The organism is Flavobacterium sp. AED, from assembly GCF_000812945.1.
GTDB lineage: Bacteria > Bacteroidota > Bacteroidia > Flavobacteriales > Flavobacteriaceae > Flavobacterium.
Genome location: NZ_JSYM01000001.1, coordinates 1,782,935 through 1,800,482, shown reverse-complemented (window position 1 = coordinate 1,800,482; position 17,548 = coordinate 1,782,935). Strand labels below are relative to the sequence as shown.

Here is a 17,548-nt window from a genome sequence, read left to right as displayed (position 1 = left end):
CTTTTTTATAATGCGTAATTACTAATGAATTATACAAATTAGCAACTATTTTACAAAACCCCATCCTTATATAAAAAAGAAAAACATCAATCTCAAATTCAAGATTAATGTTTTTCTGTTATTGCTAAATTATTGTTAAAATTTTAACAATTTCTTTTATAAACACATTCAATTAATTCAAAACCTTAAAATTTGTTTTAAGTAAATCAACCGAATTGCCTCCAACCATTACTTCAAAATCACCTGGCTCCACCACTCTTTTCATTTCACGATTCCAAATAGCCAATTCATCAGGAGTTAATGTGAATGTTACTTGTTTTGTTTCGCCTTTTTTAATGAATACTCTTTCAAAACCTTTTAATGTTTTCAATGGCGTGGTTACACTACTATAAACATCATTAATATATAATTGTACCACTTCATCTCCATCATAATTTCCTGTATTTTTCACATTTACACTAACTTTTAATTCTCCGTCAGCATTAATTGCTGCGGCACTTATTGAAAGATTTGAATATTCAAATGTGGTATAACTCAATCCATATCCAAAAGTATACAATGGATTTTCACTTTCAGTCACATACCTATGAATGGCCGAAGGCTTCTGATTGTAATAAATAGGCAACTGCCCAACCGATTTAGGAAAGGTAATAGGAAGTTTCCCTCCTGGATTATAATCTCCAAATAAAACATCGGCAACCGCTTTTCCTCCTGCTTCACCCGGAAACCAAGCTTCAACAACGGCAGGAATATTTTCATTTATCCAATTTACAGAAAGCGGACGACCGTTTAACAATACACAAACTACCGGAGTTCCCGTTTGTTGAATGGCTTCAATCAGTTCTTGTTGCATACCATGTAAATCTAAAGTAGCCACATCTCTATTTTCCTCTACCAATTCATTCGATTCCCCTAAAACAACAATAGCGATATCGGCTTTTTTAGCAATATCAATTGCAGGCTGAAAATTTACTTTTTCTAAATTCCAACGCAAGTGCGCTCTGGCTCCCCAGCCTCCTTCCCACATTTCTATGCGAACTTTATATTTTTTACCCGCTTCAATATTCTTTGGAGTAGTGACCATATTGGTTGCTCCTTTTGTCCAATTATCGATAACCAATTGATCGTCAATCCACATTCTAATTCCATCATCAGAACTTAAACCCAACCAACCATCAAATGCCTTTTCTGATTTTATATAACCGGTCCAACGAATAGAGAAATCATCATCACTGACTCCATCACCCGGTGACCACGGCCAATCGAATTCTAATTGATTGTCAATACGCGTTAATGCTGGATTTCCTTCTAAATTTCTATTATTAAAATATTCTCCTTTTAATCCGTTTTGTGATTCATCTGGCGCGAACAAAAATTTTGATGGAATAACCTGTCCTTTCACTATAAGAGAAACCCCTTCTTCATAAAGTACATTTGCTTTTGTACCAACAACTTGTTGAATCCCTTCTAAAATTGTAGTTCCAACTTTGTTTTTTACTGAATATCCGCCCAATCTTGAAGCATTTGCATTAGGACCAATAACTGCGATTGTTTTTATATCCTTATTTAAAGGCAAAATATTGTTTTCATTTTTCAATAAAACAATAGATTTATGTCCTGCTTCCAATGCTAAATCCTGATTTTCTTTTGAATGAAAACGTTCCTTAATCAAGTTTTTATCGGTGTATGGATTTTCAAATAAACCCAATAAAAATTTAAGTCTCAAAACACCGCCTGCAGCTCGGTCTATTTGCTCCATCGTCAATTTTTTTTCATTCACCAATTCAATGATAGTTTGTTGCCAAAACTCATTTGTAAAATCATAAAACTGCATATCAACCCCGGCAGAAATGGCTTGTCTGATACTTTCTTTTGGAGAATCTGCAACATAATGTGTGGTTTGAAGGTATTTAATAGCGCCTAAATCCGAAACCACAATTCCTTTAAAACCCCATTCTTTTCTAAGTACATCAGTCAATAACCAATGATTGGCAGCACAAGGAATTCCATCTAATTCCGAATACGCACACATTGTTCCTAAAGCGCCTCCTTTTCTAAATGCTTTTTCAAATGAAGGTAAAAAATCTTCACGAGCACTTCGCTCACCTATCAATACTGGCGATGAATTTCCTCCTGCTTGCGGAATTCCGTGTACAGCAAAATGCTTGGGTTCAGCAATAATAGAACGGTCTGAAGTTAAATCATTACCCTGCATTCCTTTAATCATCGCTAACCCTAGTTCTCCCGTTAAATAAACATCTTCCCCAAAGGTTTCGGCAACTCGTCCCCAACGCGGTTCGCGACCAACGTCAAGATTGGGTCCCAAGCCAAAATGAACACCGTGAGCTCTGGCTTCGGTTCCTATTACTTTACCCACTTTATCCATTAGATTCGTATCCCAAGTAGCACCTAAACCAATGCTCATGGGGAAAGCAGTACTTTCATCATCTAAATAACCATGAAGCATTTCACACATAATAAGTGCTGGAATTCCCCATTTATTCTTTTTTATAACTTCACTTTGAAGGTCATTAATCATTTTTGCCGAACGTGGATAAATGTCATGAATAGCTCCTATTCCAAGATTTCCAATTTTAACATCCGATTTAGTTTTAGAAAAATTTTCTTTTTCTTTAAAGTATTCGCCTTTGTACATATCCATTTGGCGTACTTTTTCGTCAAGACTCATTCTGCTCAGCAAGTCTGTTAGTCTATCTTCAACCGGTAATTTAGGATTTTGATACGGATATTTTTTTTGCGCAAAGCCTTGGTTAAAAAAACCAAGAAACAGTACTAAAACAAGGGTTGTTTTTTTCATTCTTAGGTGGTATTATTAGTAGTGTATTAATTAATTTTGAATCACTTTTAGTGTTGTTCCATTCACAAAATCATCATGAGATATAAAATAACTATTAAGCGTTTTTCCGTCTAATTGAATTGATTTAATTTTAGCGTCATTGTTGACTTCGCGTTCAATTACAATACTTTTCTTTTTATAATATTTTGGATCTAATTGAATCGTTATTTTATCAAACATGGGAGTTGTGATGGTGTAAATTGGATCTCCTGGAGAGATAGGATATATTCCCATCATAGAATACACCAACCAAGCGGACATTGTTCCTGTGTCGTCATTTCCAGGCAATCCATTTGGTTTATTTTGAAAATATGTTGCTACTAATTTTTTAACCAATTTCTGGCTTTTCCATTCGTCTCCTTTTATGTAATTAAACAAATAAGGATACGCAATATCCGGCTCATTTGCCATATCAAATTGCTTGATATCGAATACTTTTTGCAATTGGTTTGAAAAAGCTTTATCACCGCCCATTAGCTTTATAAGTCCTTTGATATCGTGAGGTACCATAAAAGCATATTGCCAGGCATTGCCTTCAATAAAACCAACATTTTCTTCAAAGTTCGCTCCCGATACAGGATCAAATGGTTCATACCATTTTCCGTTGGCTGTTCTTGGACGAAGTAATTTTAAATCTTTATAAAATAATTTTCGATAGGATAGCGAACGGTTTTTAAAACGTAAATAATCCTTCTTTTTACCTAAAGCTTTCGCTAAAAGTGAAATAGAATAATCTGACACATTGTATTCTTGCGTAGTAGAAACAGGTCCTTGATCTTTGGTTGTCAAAAACCCTTTTTCGATATAATCTTTTAATCCCGGACGCAACGGATTATCTTGAATTTGGTCCGCACCTTTCAGCATGGCTTTATAGGCTTTTTGCACATCAAAATCCTGAATTCCTTTTAAATACGTATCAGCAATAACAATACTGGCGGGATCACCAACCATCGTGAATGTTTCGGTAGAATTTAATTCCCACTTGGGCAACCAGCCGTTTTCATCATACATTTCCAACATGCTTTTAATCATATTCGATTGTTGCTGTGGATAAACCAATGACATTAACGGATGTAAATTTCTGTAGGTATCCCAAAGCGAAAATACTGTATAACGGGTTCCTTTGGTTGTACCAATTTTACCAGTTTTTATTTCAGGATATTGCCCATTGAAATCATTTAACGTATTGGGATGAATTAAAGTGTGATATAAAGCTGTGTAAAAAATAGTCTTCGCTTCTTTGGAACCGCCTTCGACCAAAATTTTAGAAAGTGCTGCGTTCCATTCGGTATAAGTCTCTTTATAAACGGCATCAAAGGTTTTGTTTCCGGTTTCTTTTTCTAAATTTTCACGGGCATTTTCGATACTTACATAAGAAACGCCAACTTTCACTTCAACTGTTTCTACTTTATCAAATTCATAGGAAAAATAAGTTCCAATGCTGTCTCCAACAACCATTTTAGTGGCATTATCCATCATTCTGGTTTTGCCGTTATACGTCATCCATTGCGCTTCAACACCTTCCTGTTTTGATGGTTTTTTCCAAACTCCAAATTTTGCAGCCGGTTTTGAAAATTTAGCAACAAAATATACCGGATAAGCGGCTTCCGGACTATTATAACAAAACGAACCAACGGAACGCATTCCTTCAATTTCAGTTGAAGACACTACTTTTACCATAGCCCCTTCTTCATTGGTTAAACCTATACCAAGATTTAATAAAATATTAGATTGTCCTTTTGGAAAAGTAAATTTACTAACCCCTACTCTTTTGGATGCCGTAAATTCTCCTTGTACATTATACTTATCAATATTTACGCTATAATACGCCGTTTTTGCCACTTCATCAGAATAGGTGGAACCATACTTTAAATGATTGGTCTCAACAGCTCCTGTGGTTGGCATCAATAAAATAACACCTAATTCCGGACAACCCACACCGCTTAAATTGACCTGACTAAATCCTGTTAGAAATGTATTTTCATTTACATACGGATTCGATAACCAACGGCTGTCTTTTTCTAATGGTAAATTTTGAGATCCCGCTACGTTAAACGGACTAATACTAGCCATTCCTCTTGGCGCAATTGGACCGGGATAGGCAGCGCCATAATTTGAAGTTCCAATAAACGGATTTACAAAATCTGCTGGTTGTTGCGCATATATAATTCCTGCGCTAAAAAATAGCATCAAAGAAAAAAGCGTTGCCCGTATTGTTATCCCGCTATTTAAAAACATACCTTTTAATTTTCTATCTGTTAATCGCTTCAAGTTTTAATGTCCAAGCTTCTTTTGACGGCAAATTATTTCTTAATTTTTCTGGAATTATAACTTTAAAACCTTTATCAAGTTTGGTCCATTTCAATGATGTACCAGATCCTAACATTGTGATTTTTGTTCCTTTTTTTGGACTGATAGATTGTACAACGACTTCAGAAGGTATTTTATTTTCTCCTTTTTTGGCCAAATAAAACAAGAATACATTCCCTGCTTTATTTTGAGTCATACAGATATTATTTTCTTTGTAAGGTGCTATTGGTTTTGTATTGTAAATGGCACTGCTATTTACTTTCATCCAAGCACCATATTCAGCCAGTAAATCATAAGCGCCTTGTTGCCATTCTCCATCAGGTCCCGGAGCCACATTCAATAATAAGTTTCCTCCTTTGGCAACCACATCAACAAGCATGTGAATCCCTTGTCTGCCGGTCATGTATTGAGCATCCGGAGAATAAGACCATCCGCCACCAGAGGTAATACAAGATTCCCAAGGATAAGGCAACGTTTTATCAGGAACACGGTTTTCTGGGGTTAAATAATTTTGGTTTTTTCCGTGAACTGCTCTGTCCACCACAATTAATCCGGGTTGTTTTTGACGTGCTTCTACGACTAAATCATCCATTTTAATGTCTTGGTCAACTACTCTATGCTTAATAAATCCATTACCGGATTCATTTTCTGCAAACTTCTCATTATACCCTTTTTTCACATCATTTTGAGGTGTTTTTGCAACCCAACCACCGTCTAACCATAAGATATCTACTTTTCCATAATCCGAAAGCAATTCTAAAATTTGGTTGTGTGTAAAGTTTACATATTTTTTCCATTTTTCCGGATAAGCAATCGGATCGTAATTTACATTTCTATCAAAAGCGGGAAAATAAGGATTCCAATAATTTTCATTATGCCAATCTGGTTTAGAAAAATAAGCGCCTATCCATAGTTTTTCGTTTCTGAAAGCATTGAAAACTTCTTTTGCAATATTTGCTCTTGGATTGCTGCTAAAAGCACATTCAGGATCTGTTACTTTGTAATCAGAATATTTAGTATCAAACATAGAAAATCCATCATGGTGTTTAGTTGTAAATACCATGTATTTCATTCCTGCATTTTTCGCTGCTTTCGCCCATTTTTCAGGGTTAAATTTCACAGGATTGAATGTTTTTTTCAATCCTTCATAGTCTTTTAGATACTGATTATAATTAGCTGGATTACTGCCTTTTGTTCGTTCACACCAGCCATAATCTTCAGGACATATTGACCAAGATTCTACAATTCCCCATTGACTATACGTTCCCCAATGCATTAACAAACCAAACTTTTTACCTTGCCATTCATCTAATTTTTTTAACACCAATGGATCCGTTTCCGGCACATAGCGCTCATCTTCATAAATGGCTTGAGAAAATAATTGGACTGAAAATAAAATAGCGAGTATAAATATTCCTTTTTTCATTTTAATTGATTTATATTTTTTATTAGTACACTTTTTAATTAATTAAAATTTCATCTATAAACAACCAAGAATCTTCTCCTTTTGGAGTCTTTTTCAAATTAGTTGCAATTACTTTTACAAATCTGGTATTGAGTTTGTCAAATTTAATTTTAAAATCTTTCAACTCCGAATTTGAATTTATAGCAAATGGGCGTAGCACTTGCTGCACTTCTTTATAAGTCACTCCATCAGCTGAAACCAAAACTTTTACTGCCGTTGGAAAATAAATTCCTGCTCCTTGATTTTCTATTGAACCAACTGTTACTTGATTTATGGTTTGCACCTTTTCTAAATCAACAATCACTTCCATATCATTCACCAACCAAGCTTGCCATTGACCATCATGAAAGTCTTTACTTCCTCTAATAATATTAACCAAACTTAATGGTCCATCTCCTTTATAGTTATCATCATACGAAGATTTAAACTTTAATTTACTTCCAAATGCTTTGTGAAATTGAATTGTATCGATAAACGTTTTTCCTATTGGTTTATCATTTTGAAATAATGAAGCTTTTATAATAGTCGTTTCATTAATTGTTATAGGATCTGTAAATTTAGAAGCATTTTCTTCAACCCTTTTATCACCCAAAACATAACGAATATCCGTTTTTTGTAACTCATTTTTCAAAGCCACTTTGACTAATTTTTTATCTAAATCAGCGGTATATGAAGCAGTTACTAAGTAAGCACTTTTAGCATAATTGACTCCTAAATAATCATATCGTTCTAATAATGAAGGTAATCTATCAATAAAATTATTCCAATTCCGCGCTTCTTTTGGACTCCATACGGCTTCCGCCAAAGCTGCTAATCTTGGAAAAATCATATACTCAGAGTCATCGGGATTAGAAATATATTCTGCCCATAAATTAGCTTGACCTCCCAAAACATGTTTAGCTTGATTAGGAGTCATTGAATCTACAATAGGATCAAAATCATATACTTTACGCAACGGAATATAGGCGTCAAAAGCTAAAGGTTCTTCGTTTTGAGGTCCCTGATAAAAATTAAAATAACAATGAGAATCTGGAGTCATAATTACATTATGTCCTTGTTCTGCAGCTTCAATACCACCTTTCGTTCCTCTCCAACTCATTACGGTTGCCTCTGGAGCTAAACCGCCTTCTAAGATTTCGTCCCAACCTATTACTTTTTTGCCCTTAGAATTGATATATTTTTCCATTCTTTTGACAAAATAGCTTTGCAATTCATTCACATCTTTCAAGCCTTCGTCTTTGATTCTTTTTTGACAATGAGGGCATTTTTTCCAATTGGTTTTAGTGGCTTCATCACCCCCAATGTGAATGTATTTTGAAGGAAAAATAGTCATAACTTCATCCAATACATTTTGCAAAAACTCAAATGTAGATTCTTTTCCGGCACAATAAATATCAGTAATAGGCCATACTCCACCTGATGGAACTCCGATACGTTGATTGAAACAAGCTAACTCCGGATAAGCCGCAATGGCACAACTCACATGTGCAGGCATTTCGATTTCCGGAATGATTTCTATATTTTTTGATTGAGCATATTTTACAATTTCTTTTAATTCTTCTTGTGTTAAAAAACCTCCATAAGTTCCCTTTTCATCTGGATTTACAGCAAGTCTTGCATTCCAAATCAAATTCTCCTGATTGACTCTCCAAGCAGCAACTTCAGTTAATTTTGGGTATTTTTTAATTTCTATCCTCCAGCCCTGATCGTCAACTAAATGCAAATGCAATACATTCATTTTAAGCATTGCCAAACGATCGATAGTCTCTTTTATGTAGTTTTTATCGAAAAAATGACGTGATAAATCTAGCATTAATCCTCTCCATTGAAAACGAGGTTCGTCATTAATGATTACAGTTGGAATCTCCCATTTTACATTAGACACCTCTTTTTCACTTTCAATAGCAGTTGGAAGTAACTGCCGTATGCTTTCTAATCCGTAAATAAAACCGGCATTTCCTTTGGCTGAAATCGTAATACTTTTAGTCGTTACTTCCAATTTATAGGCTTCGTTCTTGAGATTTTTATCTATCTTAAATTGAACGTAATTGCTTTTTGGAATCTTAGCTGAAATTTCCGGAAACCAACCTGCTGACTGTCCAAATTTGGTAATTAAAGCATTTGCTATTTCTTTTTGAGAATCATTGTCTACAACAAACTTGGTGTTTTTAGAAAACTGAAAAACGCCTTCCTTAAGGACCAAATTTACTGGCTTTGGAAATAGATTAATATCCTTTTGTGCCACGGCTTTTTGGCTAAAACAGGAACTTACCAGTAAGACAGCGACAATGATTGATTTTAATGTTCTCATTTTAATTATTTTAAAGAAGGTGTTATTTTAAATTGATATTGGTAGCTTTTATCCAAAAGTCTGTATTTTTCCATGGGCCAAGATTGCCAACTGTCAATCCCTCCTACGCCCATTTGTTTGTAATCAATTTTCAGACTCGTTAAATCTCTTTCTTTGATATCAGCCGCATTTCTTTGATTTTTTTCTAATCCATCATCTAAATCCTCCGTTAGAAAATGCAAAGCGGTAATGCTCAACAAATCATCCGATTGAACATTTATCTGTAGCTTTTCATTAGATAAATTCAACCATCTGACGGCTGTTTTATTTCCTGTTTCCTGCGGACGGATATATGGATAATATTGCTCTGAAACCGTTTGATTATAAAGACCAACTTGAGCGCTATAATTTCTGTCAAGATAATTTTCATGTGGTCCTTTACCATAATATTGCATCGCACTGAAGTCTTTTGGCAATACGATTTCCATCCCAAAACGAGGCAACATGGCCACGTCTTTAGTTTTATCGATGTTTAATAGTTGCTGAACGCTGAGTTCTCCATTGCTATTGATTTCATAATTTAAAACCAATTCAGAAGCAACTTCGGGTAAACTATATGTGGCTTTCACCAAAACGTTATTGTCTTTTGTGTTAGAGTAAGACCAACTTAGTAATCTAGGGTTTTGCATGGCTTCTTTCCAAGGCAAAAGTCGCTGCTGCAATCCTGCTCCAAAATCATTATCATTTGGGGCTCTCCAAAAATTGGGACGCAATTGATACCCTTCTTTTAAAATAGGCTGATTATGGAATGTATATCCCGTTACAAATCCTGTTTTTTTATCGAAAATGATTTCGGTGTTATCGCTTTTAAAAACAATGTTTTTAGTAGATTTTTGTACCAGCATTTTGGCTACACCATCAATTTTTATATCGTTTTTCCAATTTCCTTTATAGTGAAGTTGTTCTGTAGCAATTTCAAATCCTTGAGGCAAAAAAGGTTCGTCTTGTTTCAAATAATAACTCACATTTATAAAAGCTTCTTTATATTTTTTTCCTTCAAAATTAATCGGCAAAACATAGTCTTTAGATTGGTGAGGATTGATATCTAAAGTATCAACAGTGCCACTAATCGTCTCTACTCCATCAAGTACTAATTTCCAATGCAAACTCACATTGCTCAAATCTTTGAAGAAAAATTCATTAAAAACCTTTATGGTTGCTGCTTCTGAAGGTGCCCAAGAAGTCAGAATGTTTTGATAGACATTTCGCATTTCAAAAGCATGTGGATTGGGTTGCCGCTCCGGATTAAATATCCCATTATTCAGAAAGTTATTATCACTCGGTACATCTTTTGGACCAAAATCACCTCCATAAGCAAAAACAAGCGTTCCATCTTCTCTTCTTTTATAAACCGATTGGTCTATCATATCCCAAATAAAGCCTCCTTGAAAATTCCCATGCGCTCTGATAACATCCCAATACTCTTTAAAATTTCCCAAAGAATTTCCCATTGCATGCGCATATTCACTCAGAATATATGGTCTTTCCGGGTTGGGATTAGCTTGAATGTATTCTTCCATTGCTGTTGGTGCACTGTATTGTGGGTCTATAATGTCTGAATCCCAATCAAACTTTAAATTTTTCCCATCCCATGCGGCATAAGAAGCTCTTTCATACTGAATTGGTCTTGATGCGTCTCTACCTTTTAGCCATAAATACGCCCGATAAAAATTGTAACCATTTCCAGCTTCATTCCCCATACTCCAAATAATAATCGATGGATGATTTTTATCTCTTTCGACCATTCTGGTAATGCGTTGCAAATGTGCCAATTCCCAGCTGGATTTATTGCCCAACGTTTTACCAATATCATACCCCATTCCATGCGATTCTAAATTGGCTTCATCCACAACATAAATCCCATATTTATCGCACAATTCATACATGTATTCATCATTAGGATAGTGCGACATTCTGAGTGCATTGATATTGTATTGTTTCAACACTTTAATATCTTCTTCCATTCGCTTCCTAGAAATAGTTTGCCCTGTGGTTGGATCTGTTTCTTGACGGTTAATGCCTTTTATATATACCGGTTGCCCATTTACTATTAATTGTCCGCCTTTGATTTCTACTTTTCGAAAACCAACGTTTTGAGGAATCACTTCTACTACATTTCCTTTTTTATCTTTTAAAATAAAATTGATTTGGTACAGATTCGGAATTTCAGCCGACCATTTTTTGGGATTATTTACAAAAAAATCAAAGGCTAATTTCTTAGTTGCAGCATTAATTTTGAAACTTTTTGTTGCGATAAGTGTTTCGCCATCTTTTAGTTCTGCTTCTAAAGCATAGTTGTCCTTTTTATTTAAATCAGAAAACTGAGTCACAATTTTCAAAGTACCATCTACATAAGAAGCATCTAAATCCGGAATGATTTCAAAATCTTTAAGATGCGCTTTATTTCTGGCATACAAATACGATTCTCTGGTAATACCACTCATTCTCCAAAAATCCTGACATTCTAAATATGAACCATCACTCCACTTCATCACTTTTAGGGTAATGGTGTTTTTTCCTGTTTTTAAAAAGGCATTGAGACTAAATTCCTGAGGCAATTTACCATCTTCGCCATAGCCAACATAAATGCCATTTACCCAAACGGTAAGATTTGATTTGGCCGTTCCTACGTGAAGAAAAACATCTTTTCCTTCCCAACTTTTATCGATAATAATTTCTCTTCTGTAAACTCCTGTGGGATTGTATTTTACTGGAACCAGAGGTGGATTTATCGTTATATATTTAGCAAAATCATAGGTTGTATTAGTGTAAACCGGAAAACCATACCCGTTTACATCCCAAGTGGCAGGGATTTTAAAGGTATCCCAAGCAGTATCATCAAAAGTACTTTTCTCAAATCCGTTTGGTAAATCATTTGGGCTTTCTACATATTTAAACTTCCATAATCCATTTATATCCAGATAGTTTTCAGATTGTTTCCAATTGTTTTTTGTTGCTAATACTTCGTTTTCGAAAACAAAATAAGAAGCGTGCATTGGTTCTCTGTTTTCCTCGTTGATTTTTTCATTTAACCAAAACGGAACACTTTCTTGCGCTTTAGAGGAGGCTATAAAAGCTAGTATAAATATTAATATGAATGCCGTTTTTTTCATTACTTCTTTTTAATTGAACATTTCCGAAGATAATGCTATATAACTTTTATCCTTTTTAGGGAATTTACCCATTGTAAAAATTAAGGTTCCTCCTTGTGTAATTTCTTTGTGCGTGATGTAGTTTCTGTCTATTTTTTTACCATTCAATTCAATAGATTGGATGTACATATTCTCATTGCTGTTGTTTTTTGTTTGGACAACAAATGTTTTATTATTTTCTAAGTTAATTGTGGCTGAGTCAAATAGTGGCGATCCAAAACTATAAATCCCTTGGGCTGGATTTACGGGATAAAAACCTAATGAACTAAAGATATACCAAGACGACATTTGTCCGCAGTCTTCGTTTCCGCAATGTCCGCTGGGAGTATTTTTATACTGACTATCTAAAATTTCCCTAACTAGCTTTTGCGTTTTCCAAGGTTCATTAATATAGTTATACAAGTAAGCCACGTGGTGACTAGGCTCGTTACCATGTGCATATTGCCCAATCATTCCTGTACTAAATATAGGCAGTTTGTCTTCTGGCAATGGATTTAAGGTAAACATAGTATCTAATTTTTTTTCAAAAGTTAGATTTCCGCCAACCGCTTTTATTAAGCCTTCAATATTTTGAGGCACGGACCAAAAATATTGCCATGCATTGCTTTCGCAGAAATAAGGTGAATATTCTTTTGGAATAAAGTCTTTTATAAATGCACCTGTTCTCGATTTTGGACGCATAAATGTACTTGTAGCATCGTACATATTTCTCCAATTCTCAGAACGTTTCAAGAAATATTCGTAATCGCTAGATTTATGTAATCCTTTTGCAAACTGCGCCAAACACCAATCGTCATAAGCATATTCCAGCGTTTTTGAAACTGACCAGTTTTCATTGTGTTCATCAACTGGTATGTAGCCTAATGTTTTATAACTGTCTAATTGTCTTGAATTAACCATAGAACTTTCTATACACGCTTTATAAGCTAATGCTATGTCAAAATGTTCAATCCCTTTAAAATAAGCATCGACAATAACGGGGATTGCGTGGTTGCCTATCATCATATTCGTTTCATTTCCTTGCATTGACCAAACGGGCAATAAGCCTGTTTCTTTATAATGTGCCAGTAAAGAATTAATCATACTCGAAGCACGTTTTGGGTGCAAAATAGTATACAATGGATGCGCCGCTCTATAGGTATCCCATAACGAAAACGTATCGTATCGATCAAAGCCTTTGGCCTTTTCTATATTGCCATTCGCACCTTTATAATCTCCGTTACAATCACTTAACAATGTGGGTGCTAACATCGATTGATACATCATGGTGTAAAAGATTTTCTTTTTGGTCTCGTCTGGTGTTTCAATTTGAATTTTATGCAGTTCTTTTTCCCAAAGAGTCGAGGCTTTCGCTTTATAATTTTCAAAATTAAAATCGCGAGCTTCTACTGCTAAGGATTTATAAGCTCCCGCAATAGTAGCTGTAGAAAGTCCTGTTTTTAAAATTATTTCTTCGTCATCAACAGTACTATAATTTAAAACAATCTTGGTTTTAATTGCTTTTGAAGGATTAGTTGTAAGCGAATCATTTTTGAAAATCTGATAGGATTTAAACGGTTTTGAAAGTTTCATTACAAAATACACGCGTTGCTCTTTGGCCCATCCTGTAGATTTTCTATAGCCTTCAATAGTAGTTTTATCCACAACATTAATATACGTTTCTGTAGGTGTATCCCAATTTAAGGCATAGCCCAAATCAATGTGAATTTGTGATGCATCATCTTTAGGAAAAGTATATTTATGAATCCCTGTTCGTGCTGTTGTAGTGAGCTCCGCTTTGATTCCAAAATCTAATAAATCTACAGCATAATAGCCTGGAATTGCTGTTTCTTTATCATGCGAAAATCTGGAGAATGGCATAAAGTTATTGTCTTTAATCCGTTTTGAAAATCGGCTGTTGGTGGGCATCACTAAAATATCATATAAGTCGCCCGCGCCAGTACCTGATAAATGCATGTGGGAAAATCCGGAAATAATAGAGTCTTTATAATAATATCCTGCAATTCTATCCCAACCGGGAATCCCAATATCAGGACTTAATTGTACCATCCCAAAAGGTACAGTTGCTCCGGGATATGTATTCCCGGGACCAGCTGTACCAATAAATGGGTTTACATAATTAGTCAATTGAACATGACTTTTATGTAGCCCGCAATTAGACAAAAGCAATACAAATAGTATATATATCAGATGCTGTTTTTTCATTATTTATTTTAAACTAGCTTTGGTTTCTTTAATAGTTTTCAATTGATCTGCAGTTAAGGCTGGGCCATCAAAAAAAGTAACTCCTCTAGCTCCATTTTCTTTGGCTAATAAAATAGCTTCTTTCAATTCTTCCCCCGATTTAAAAGCCGGTAAATAAACCCCGGTATTAATCTTTGTTTGTTTACCTTTTAAATCCGTAACTCCTTGTTTAGTGGCATAACCAACCCAGTCTACTTCTTCATTATAAAAACCATGGTAAATCATTGGGTATACTTCATCGATATTCCATTTATCCCAACGTTGACGCACCATATGATCTGCCATTTCCGGATAAGGAAAAACAGCTGCTGTCAAGTTTTTGTTATACTTATGTACAATTTTGTAAGCATCATCAACCACTGCTTTTATAGCATTTAATCTAAAGTTTTTCCATTCCATGTCAATTGAAGTATTGGGACTGTTTTTTGGATTTTTATGATGAATTTTTTCAAATTCTTTAATACAAACGTCACAATAACAAAAATCAAATTGGGGTAATTCTACCTCTTGAACCAAATTATATTTAGGAAGTAAACCTATTGGCAGGAAAATATCTGGAAAACGAATGTAGTCTAAGTGTACGCTTTCGATACCATCTACTTTGGCCAATTCTTCAACCAAACCTAATATGTGATTTCTGGATTCTTTTCTTGTAGGACACAACCACTGATAGTAATCTACATACGGACGCGTATCAAAACAAGATTTCCCTTCTTTACTAACCGCATACCAATCCGGATGTTGAAGCGCTATTGAATCACCTGGTCTGTTCATAGCCATAATCCAAGCATGAACTTTCAACCCTTTTTGCTTCGCTATTGGTACTAATCGTTTTAAAAGTTTTGGGTCAGTTCCTGTGTTTATTAAAACCTCATCAATCCCGGCACTTTTATATTTTTCAAATTCTTGAGCGTACTCCTCATTTGATCTTTTTGCATTGGCAGTAATCCAAACCCCAAATTTGAAAGGCGTTTTTGTAACTACAGTTTTAGCCGTTAGATGCTCCTTTTTACTTTCCTCTTTACTTACCCAAGAAATGAAAGTTAGTGCCAGTACAACACCAAATAGTTTCGTTAGCTTCATTGCTGATTTAGTTTGATATAATTTTACCATCTTGTCTAATAATTAATGTTTTATTTGAAAAAGGACTTTTTACCGAAATAGTATATCCTGCCGGATGATTTTCTAGTATCGGTTTTAAAATTTTATTTTCAAGACGAATAGGTTCTTTAGTAAGACTTTCTAAAGATGTTGCCCATGCTTTGTGTTTTTGATAATACTCTTTTTGAGCTCGGTATAAAGTAAACAATTCCCATTTTAGTTTATCTTCCTGAGGTATTGTAAAACTATCTTTTCCTTCTTTGGAAGAAAAATAAACATAACCCCATTTTTCAGGTTCATGCATGTTTATAACTCCCATGGGCGACCAAACCCAATTGTACTCCGGTAAAAATTTCCCGTCAGCATCTTTCTTGCGTTCATAGTTTCCGTTGGTTACCGTATGTTGCCAATTAACTCTGGAGAAATTAACCTTCCAAAAATTATCTGCAGGTACATTTTTCTCAGAAAAAGAAGTTTTATAAGCTGCCCAAGGAATCGCCATTTCCAGTACCCAACCTTCATCAGTATCTTTTGGGTTATTAAGGGTTCCGTTGATTTTTACTGCTGATTTTAAACCTGTAATGTTCCAATCGTTCAAAACCACATTATCATTTTCACGATATGGTTTTGACAAAAATAAATCCCAAGCTGTATTTAAAGCATTTATTTCTAATTCATAATAGTTAAAAGTATCACCATCCGGATCGATAAAAACTTCAAAATCATTGTTGTAAAAAATAATGGTATCGCGTTGCTTTAAGTTTGCCCAAACGTGTGGTTCCTCAAGCTTAGCCAATATATAAAAATTGGTTTCATCCCAAAGCATTTTCACTTTCGTCCCATACTTTGGTTTTTCGATCCCTTCGATATCTATAAAAGGATCTGACCAATCCACTTTAGCCCATGAAGCATCAGATTCGTCTCCATCGATTATCATTTTATCTGTCGTTTTATACGCCACATAACTTTTGGGCATAATTCCGTTTTTTGATTGTGAATAACCAATGATGGAAATAAATCCTAAAGCGACTGTTAACCATTTAAATTTTAAACGCATGCTTTTTTTATAAACTGTTATCTTTTGTGAACTGAATTACTTCACTTAATTTACCAAATGCCATAGCCACAACGGTATCTGCTGCACCATAATAAACTGCTAATTTATCTTCTTCTATATTATGCAAAGCAGCACAAGGAAACACAACATTGCCAACATCTCCTACTTGCTCGTAAATTTCTGCTGGTCCTAATAAATAAGGTTGTGTTCTGTATTTTACCTGATCTGGTGCATTTTCATCTAAAATAGCTGCTCCCATCGCATAACGAAAACCATTGCAAGTATTGATAACACCATGGTATAACATCAACCAACCATCGTCTGTAAGAATCGGGATTGGTCCTGCTCCAACTTTGGTACATTGCCAAGCACTGTCTTCAAAAGGAGTTGGTTTCATCACACAACGGTGTTCTCCCCAATATTTCATATCCGGACTATAACTGATCCAAATATCTCCAAAAGGTGTATGACCGTTATCACTTGGGCGACTTAACATTGCATATTTTCCATTTATTTTTTGTGGAAATAAAACACCATTTCTGTTGAAAGGTAAAAAGGCATTTTCGCATTGAAAAAATTCTTTGAAATCGAAAGTATACCCAATACCAATTGTTGGTCCGTTATATCCGTTACACCATGTAATCCAAAATCGATCTTCGATAAAAACAACGCGAGGATCATATTTATAAGCAGATTCAATCATTTCAGTATTACCGGACTGCATTACAATTGGTTCATGATTAATATCCCAATCGATACCATTCTTACTAAAACCGACAAAAATATTCATTTGAACTGCTTTGTTATCACATCTGAAAACACCAGCAAATCCATCTTCAAAAGGAACAACAGCACTGTTAAAAATACTGTTTGATGATGGTATAGCGTATCTGTCGATAATTGGATTATTAGAATATCTCCAAATTACTTCGGTACTGTTTTCGGGTCTGTCTTGCCAAGGAATTGCACTCATGCTCTTTTTGTTTTTTTATTATAGTTTGTTTTTTGTTTT

9 protein-coding genes are annotated in these 17,548 nt (G+C 34.8%); all 9 read right to left on the bottom strand.

Annotation, left to right across the window (positions count from 1 at the left end; translation table 11 throughout):
• Nucleotides 1-172 precede the first annotated feature (172 nt).
• Genes OA85_RS07920 through OA85_RS07880 form a run of 9 tightly spaced genes read right to left on the bottom strand, consistent with a single transcriptional unit; the run spans nt 173 to nt 17,509 of the window.
• Nucleotides 173-2,818 carry a glycoside hydrolase family 3 N-terminal domain-containing protein gene (locus OA85_RS07920; protein ID WP_039108993.1) on the bottom strand — a complete coding sequence of 882 codons (2,646 nt, stop codon included), beginning with the start codon at nt 2,816-2,818 and terminating at the stop codon, nt 173-175.
• 30 nt (nt 2,819-2,848) lie between these two features.
• Nucleotides 2,849-5,095: a GH92 family glycosyl hydrolase gene (locus tag OA85_RS07915; protein ID WP_039109453.1), complete on the bottom strand. Its 2,247-nt coding sequence runs from the start codon at nt 5,093-5,095 to the stop codon at nt 2,849-2,851.
• A 13-nt stretch (nt 5,096-5,108) separates the two neighbouring features.
• Entirely contained in the window at nt 5,109-6,593 is a 1,485-nt protein-coding gene (locus tag OA85_RS07910) for an alpha-L-fucosidase (RefSeq protein ID WP_039108992.1), read from the bottom strand.
• 34 nt (nt 6,594-6,627) lie between these two features.
• Nucleotides 6,628-8,943, bottom strand: coding sequence for a family 20 glycosylhydrolase (locus tag OA85_RS07905; RefSeq protein WP_039108991.1), 2,316 nt, complete (start codon nt 8,941-8,943; stop codon nt 6,628-6,630).
• 5 nt (nt 8,944-8,948) lie between these two features.
• Nucleotides 8,949-12,095 (bottom strand): glycoside hydrolase family 2 TIM barrel-domain containing protein, encoded by a 3,147-nt coding sequence (locus tag OA85_RS07900; RefSeq protein ID WP_039108990.1) that lies wholly within the window; start codon nt 12,093-12,095, stop codon nt 8,949-8,951.
• A 9-nt stretch (nt 12,096-12,104) separates the two neighbouring features.
• Complete coding sequence (locus OA85_RS07895; protein ID WP_039108989.1) at nt 12,105-14,339, bottom strand: GH92 family glycosyl hydrolase; 2,235 nt, start codon at nt 14,337-14,339, stop codon at nt 12,105-12,107.
• A 3-nt stretch (nt 14,340-14,342) separates the two neighbouring features.
• Entirely contained in the window at nt 14,343-15,461 is a 1,119-nt protein-coding gene (locus OA85_RS07890; protein WP_039109452.1) for a putative glycoside hydrolase, read from the bottom strand.
• A 7-nt stretch (nt 15,462-15,468) separates the two neighbouring features.
• Complete coding sequence (locus tag OA85_RS07885) at nt 15,469-16,536, bottom strand: carbohydrate-binding family 9-like protein (protein ID WP_039108988.1); 1,068 nt, start codon at nt 16,534-16,536, stop codon at nt 15,469-15,471.
• Nucleotides 16,537-16,543: 7 nt separating this feature from the next.
• The gene (locus OA85_RS07880) at nt 16,544-17,509 is read right to left on the bottom strand and encodes a glycoside hydrolase family 130 protein (protein WP_039108987.1); all 966 of its coding nucleotides are present in this window, start codon (nt 17,507-17,509) and stop codon (nt 16,544-16,546) included.
• Nucleotides 17,510-17,548 lie beyond the last annotated feature (39 nt).

Coding starts and splice junctions, on each gene's coding strand:
- OA85_RS07920 (WP_039108993.1), bottom strand. CDS start 2,818: ATGAAAAAAACAACCCTTGTTTTAGTACTGTTTCTTGGTTTTTTTAAC.
- OA85_RS07890 (WP_039109452.1), bottom strand. CDS start 15,461: ATGAAGCTAACGAAACTATTTGGTGTTGTACTGGCACTAACTTTCATT.
- OA85_RS07910 (WP_039108992.1), bottom strand. CDS start 6,593: ATGAAAAAAGGAATATTTATACTCGCTATTTTATTTTCAGTCCAATTA.
- OA85_RS07880 (WP_039108987.1), bottom strand. CDS start 17,509: ATGAGTGCAATTCCTTGGCAAGACAGACCCGAAAACAGTACCGAAGTA.
- OA85_RS07905 (WP_039108991.1), bottom strand. CDS start 8,943: ATGAGAACATTAAAATCAATCATTGTCGCTGTCTTACTGGTAAGTTCC.
- OA85_RS07885 (WP_039108988.1), bottom strand. CDS start 16,536: ATGCGTTTAAAATTTAAATGGTTAACAGTCGCTTTAGGATTTATTTCC.
- OA85_RS07895 (WP_039108989.1), bottom strand. CDS start 14,339: ATGAAAAAACAGCATCTGATATATATACTATTTGTATTGCTTTTGTCT.
- OA85_RS07900 (WP_039108990.1), bottom strand. CDS start 12,095: ATGAAAAAAACGGCATTCATATTAATATTTATACTAGCTTTTATAGCC.
- OA85_RS07915 (WP_039109453.1), bottom strand. CDS start 5,095: ATGTTTTTAAATAGCGGGATAACAATACGGGCAACGCTTTTTTCTTTG.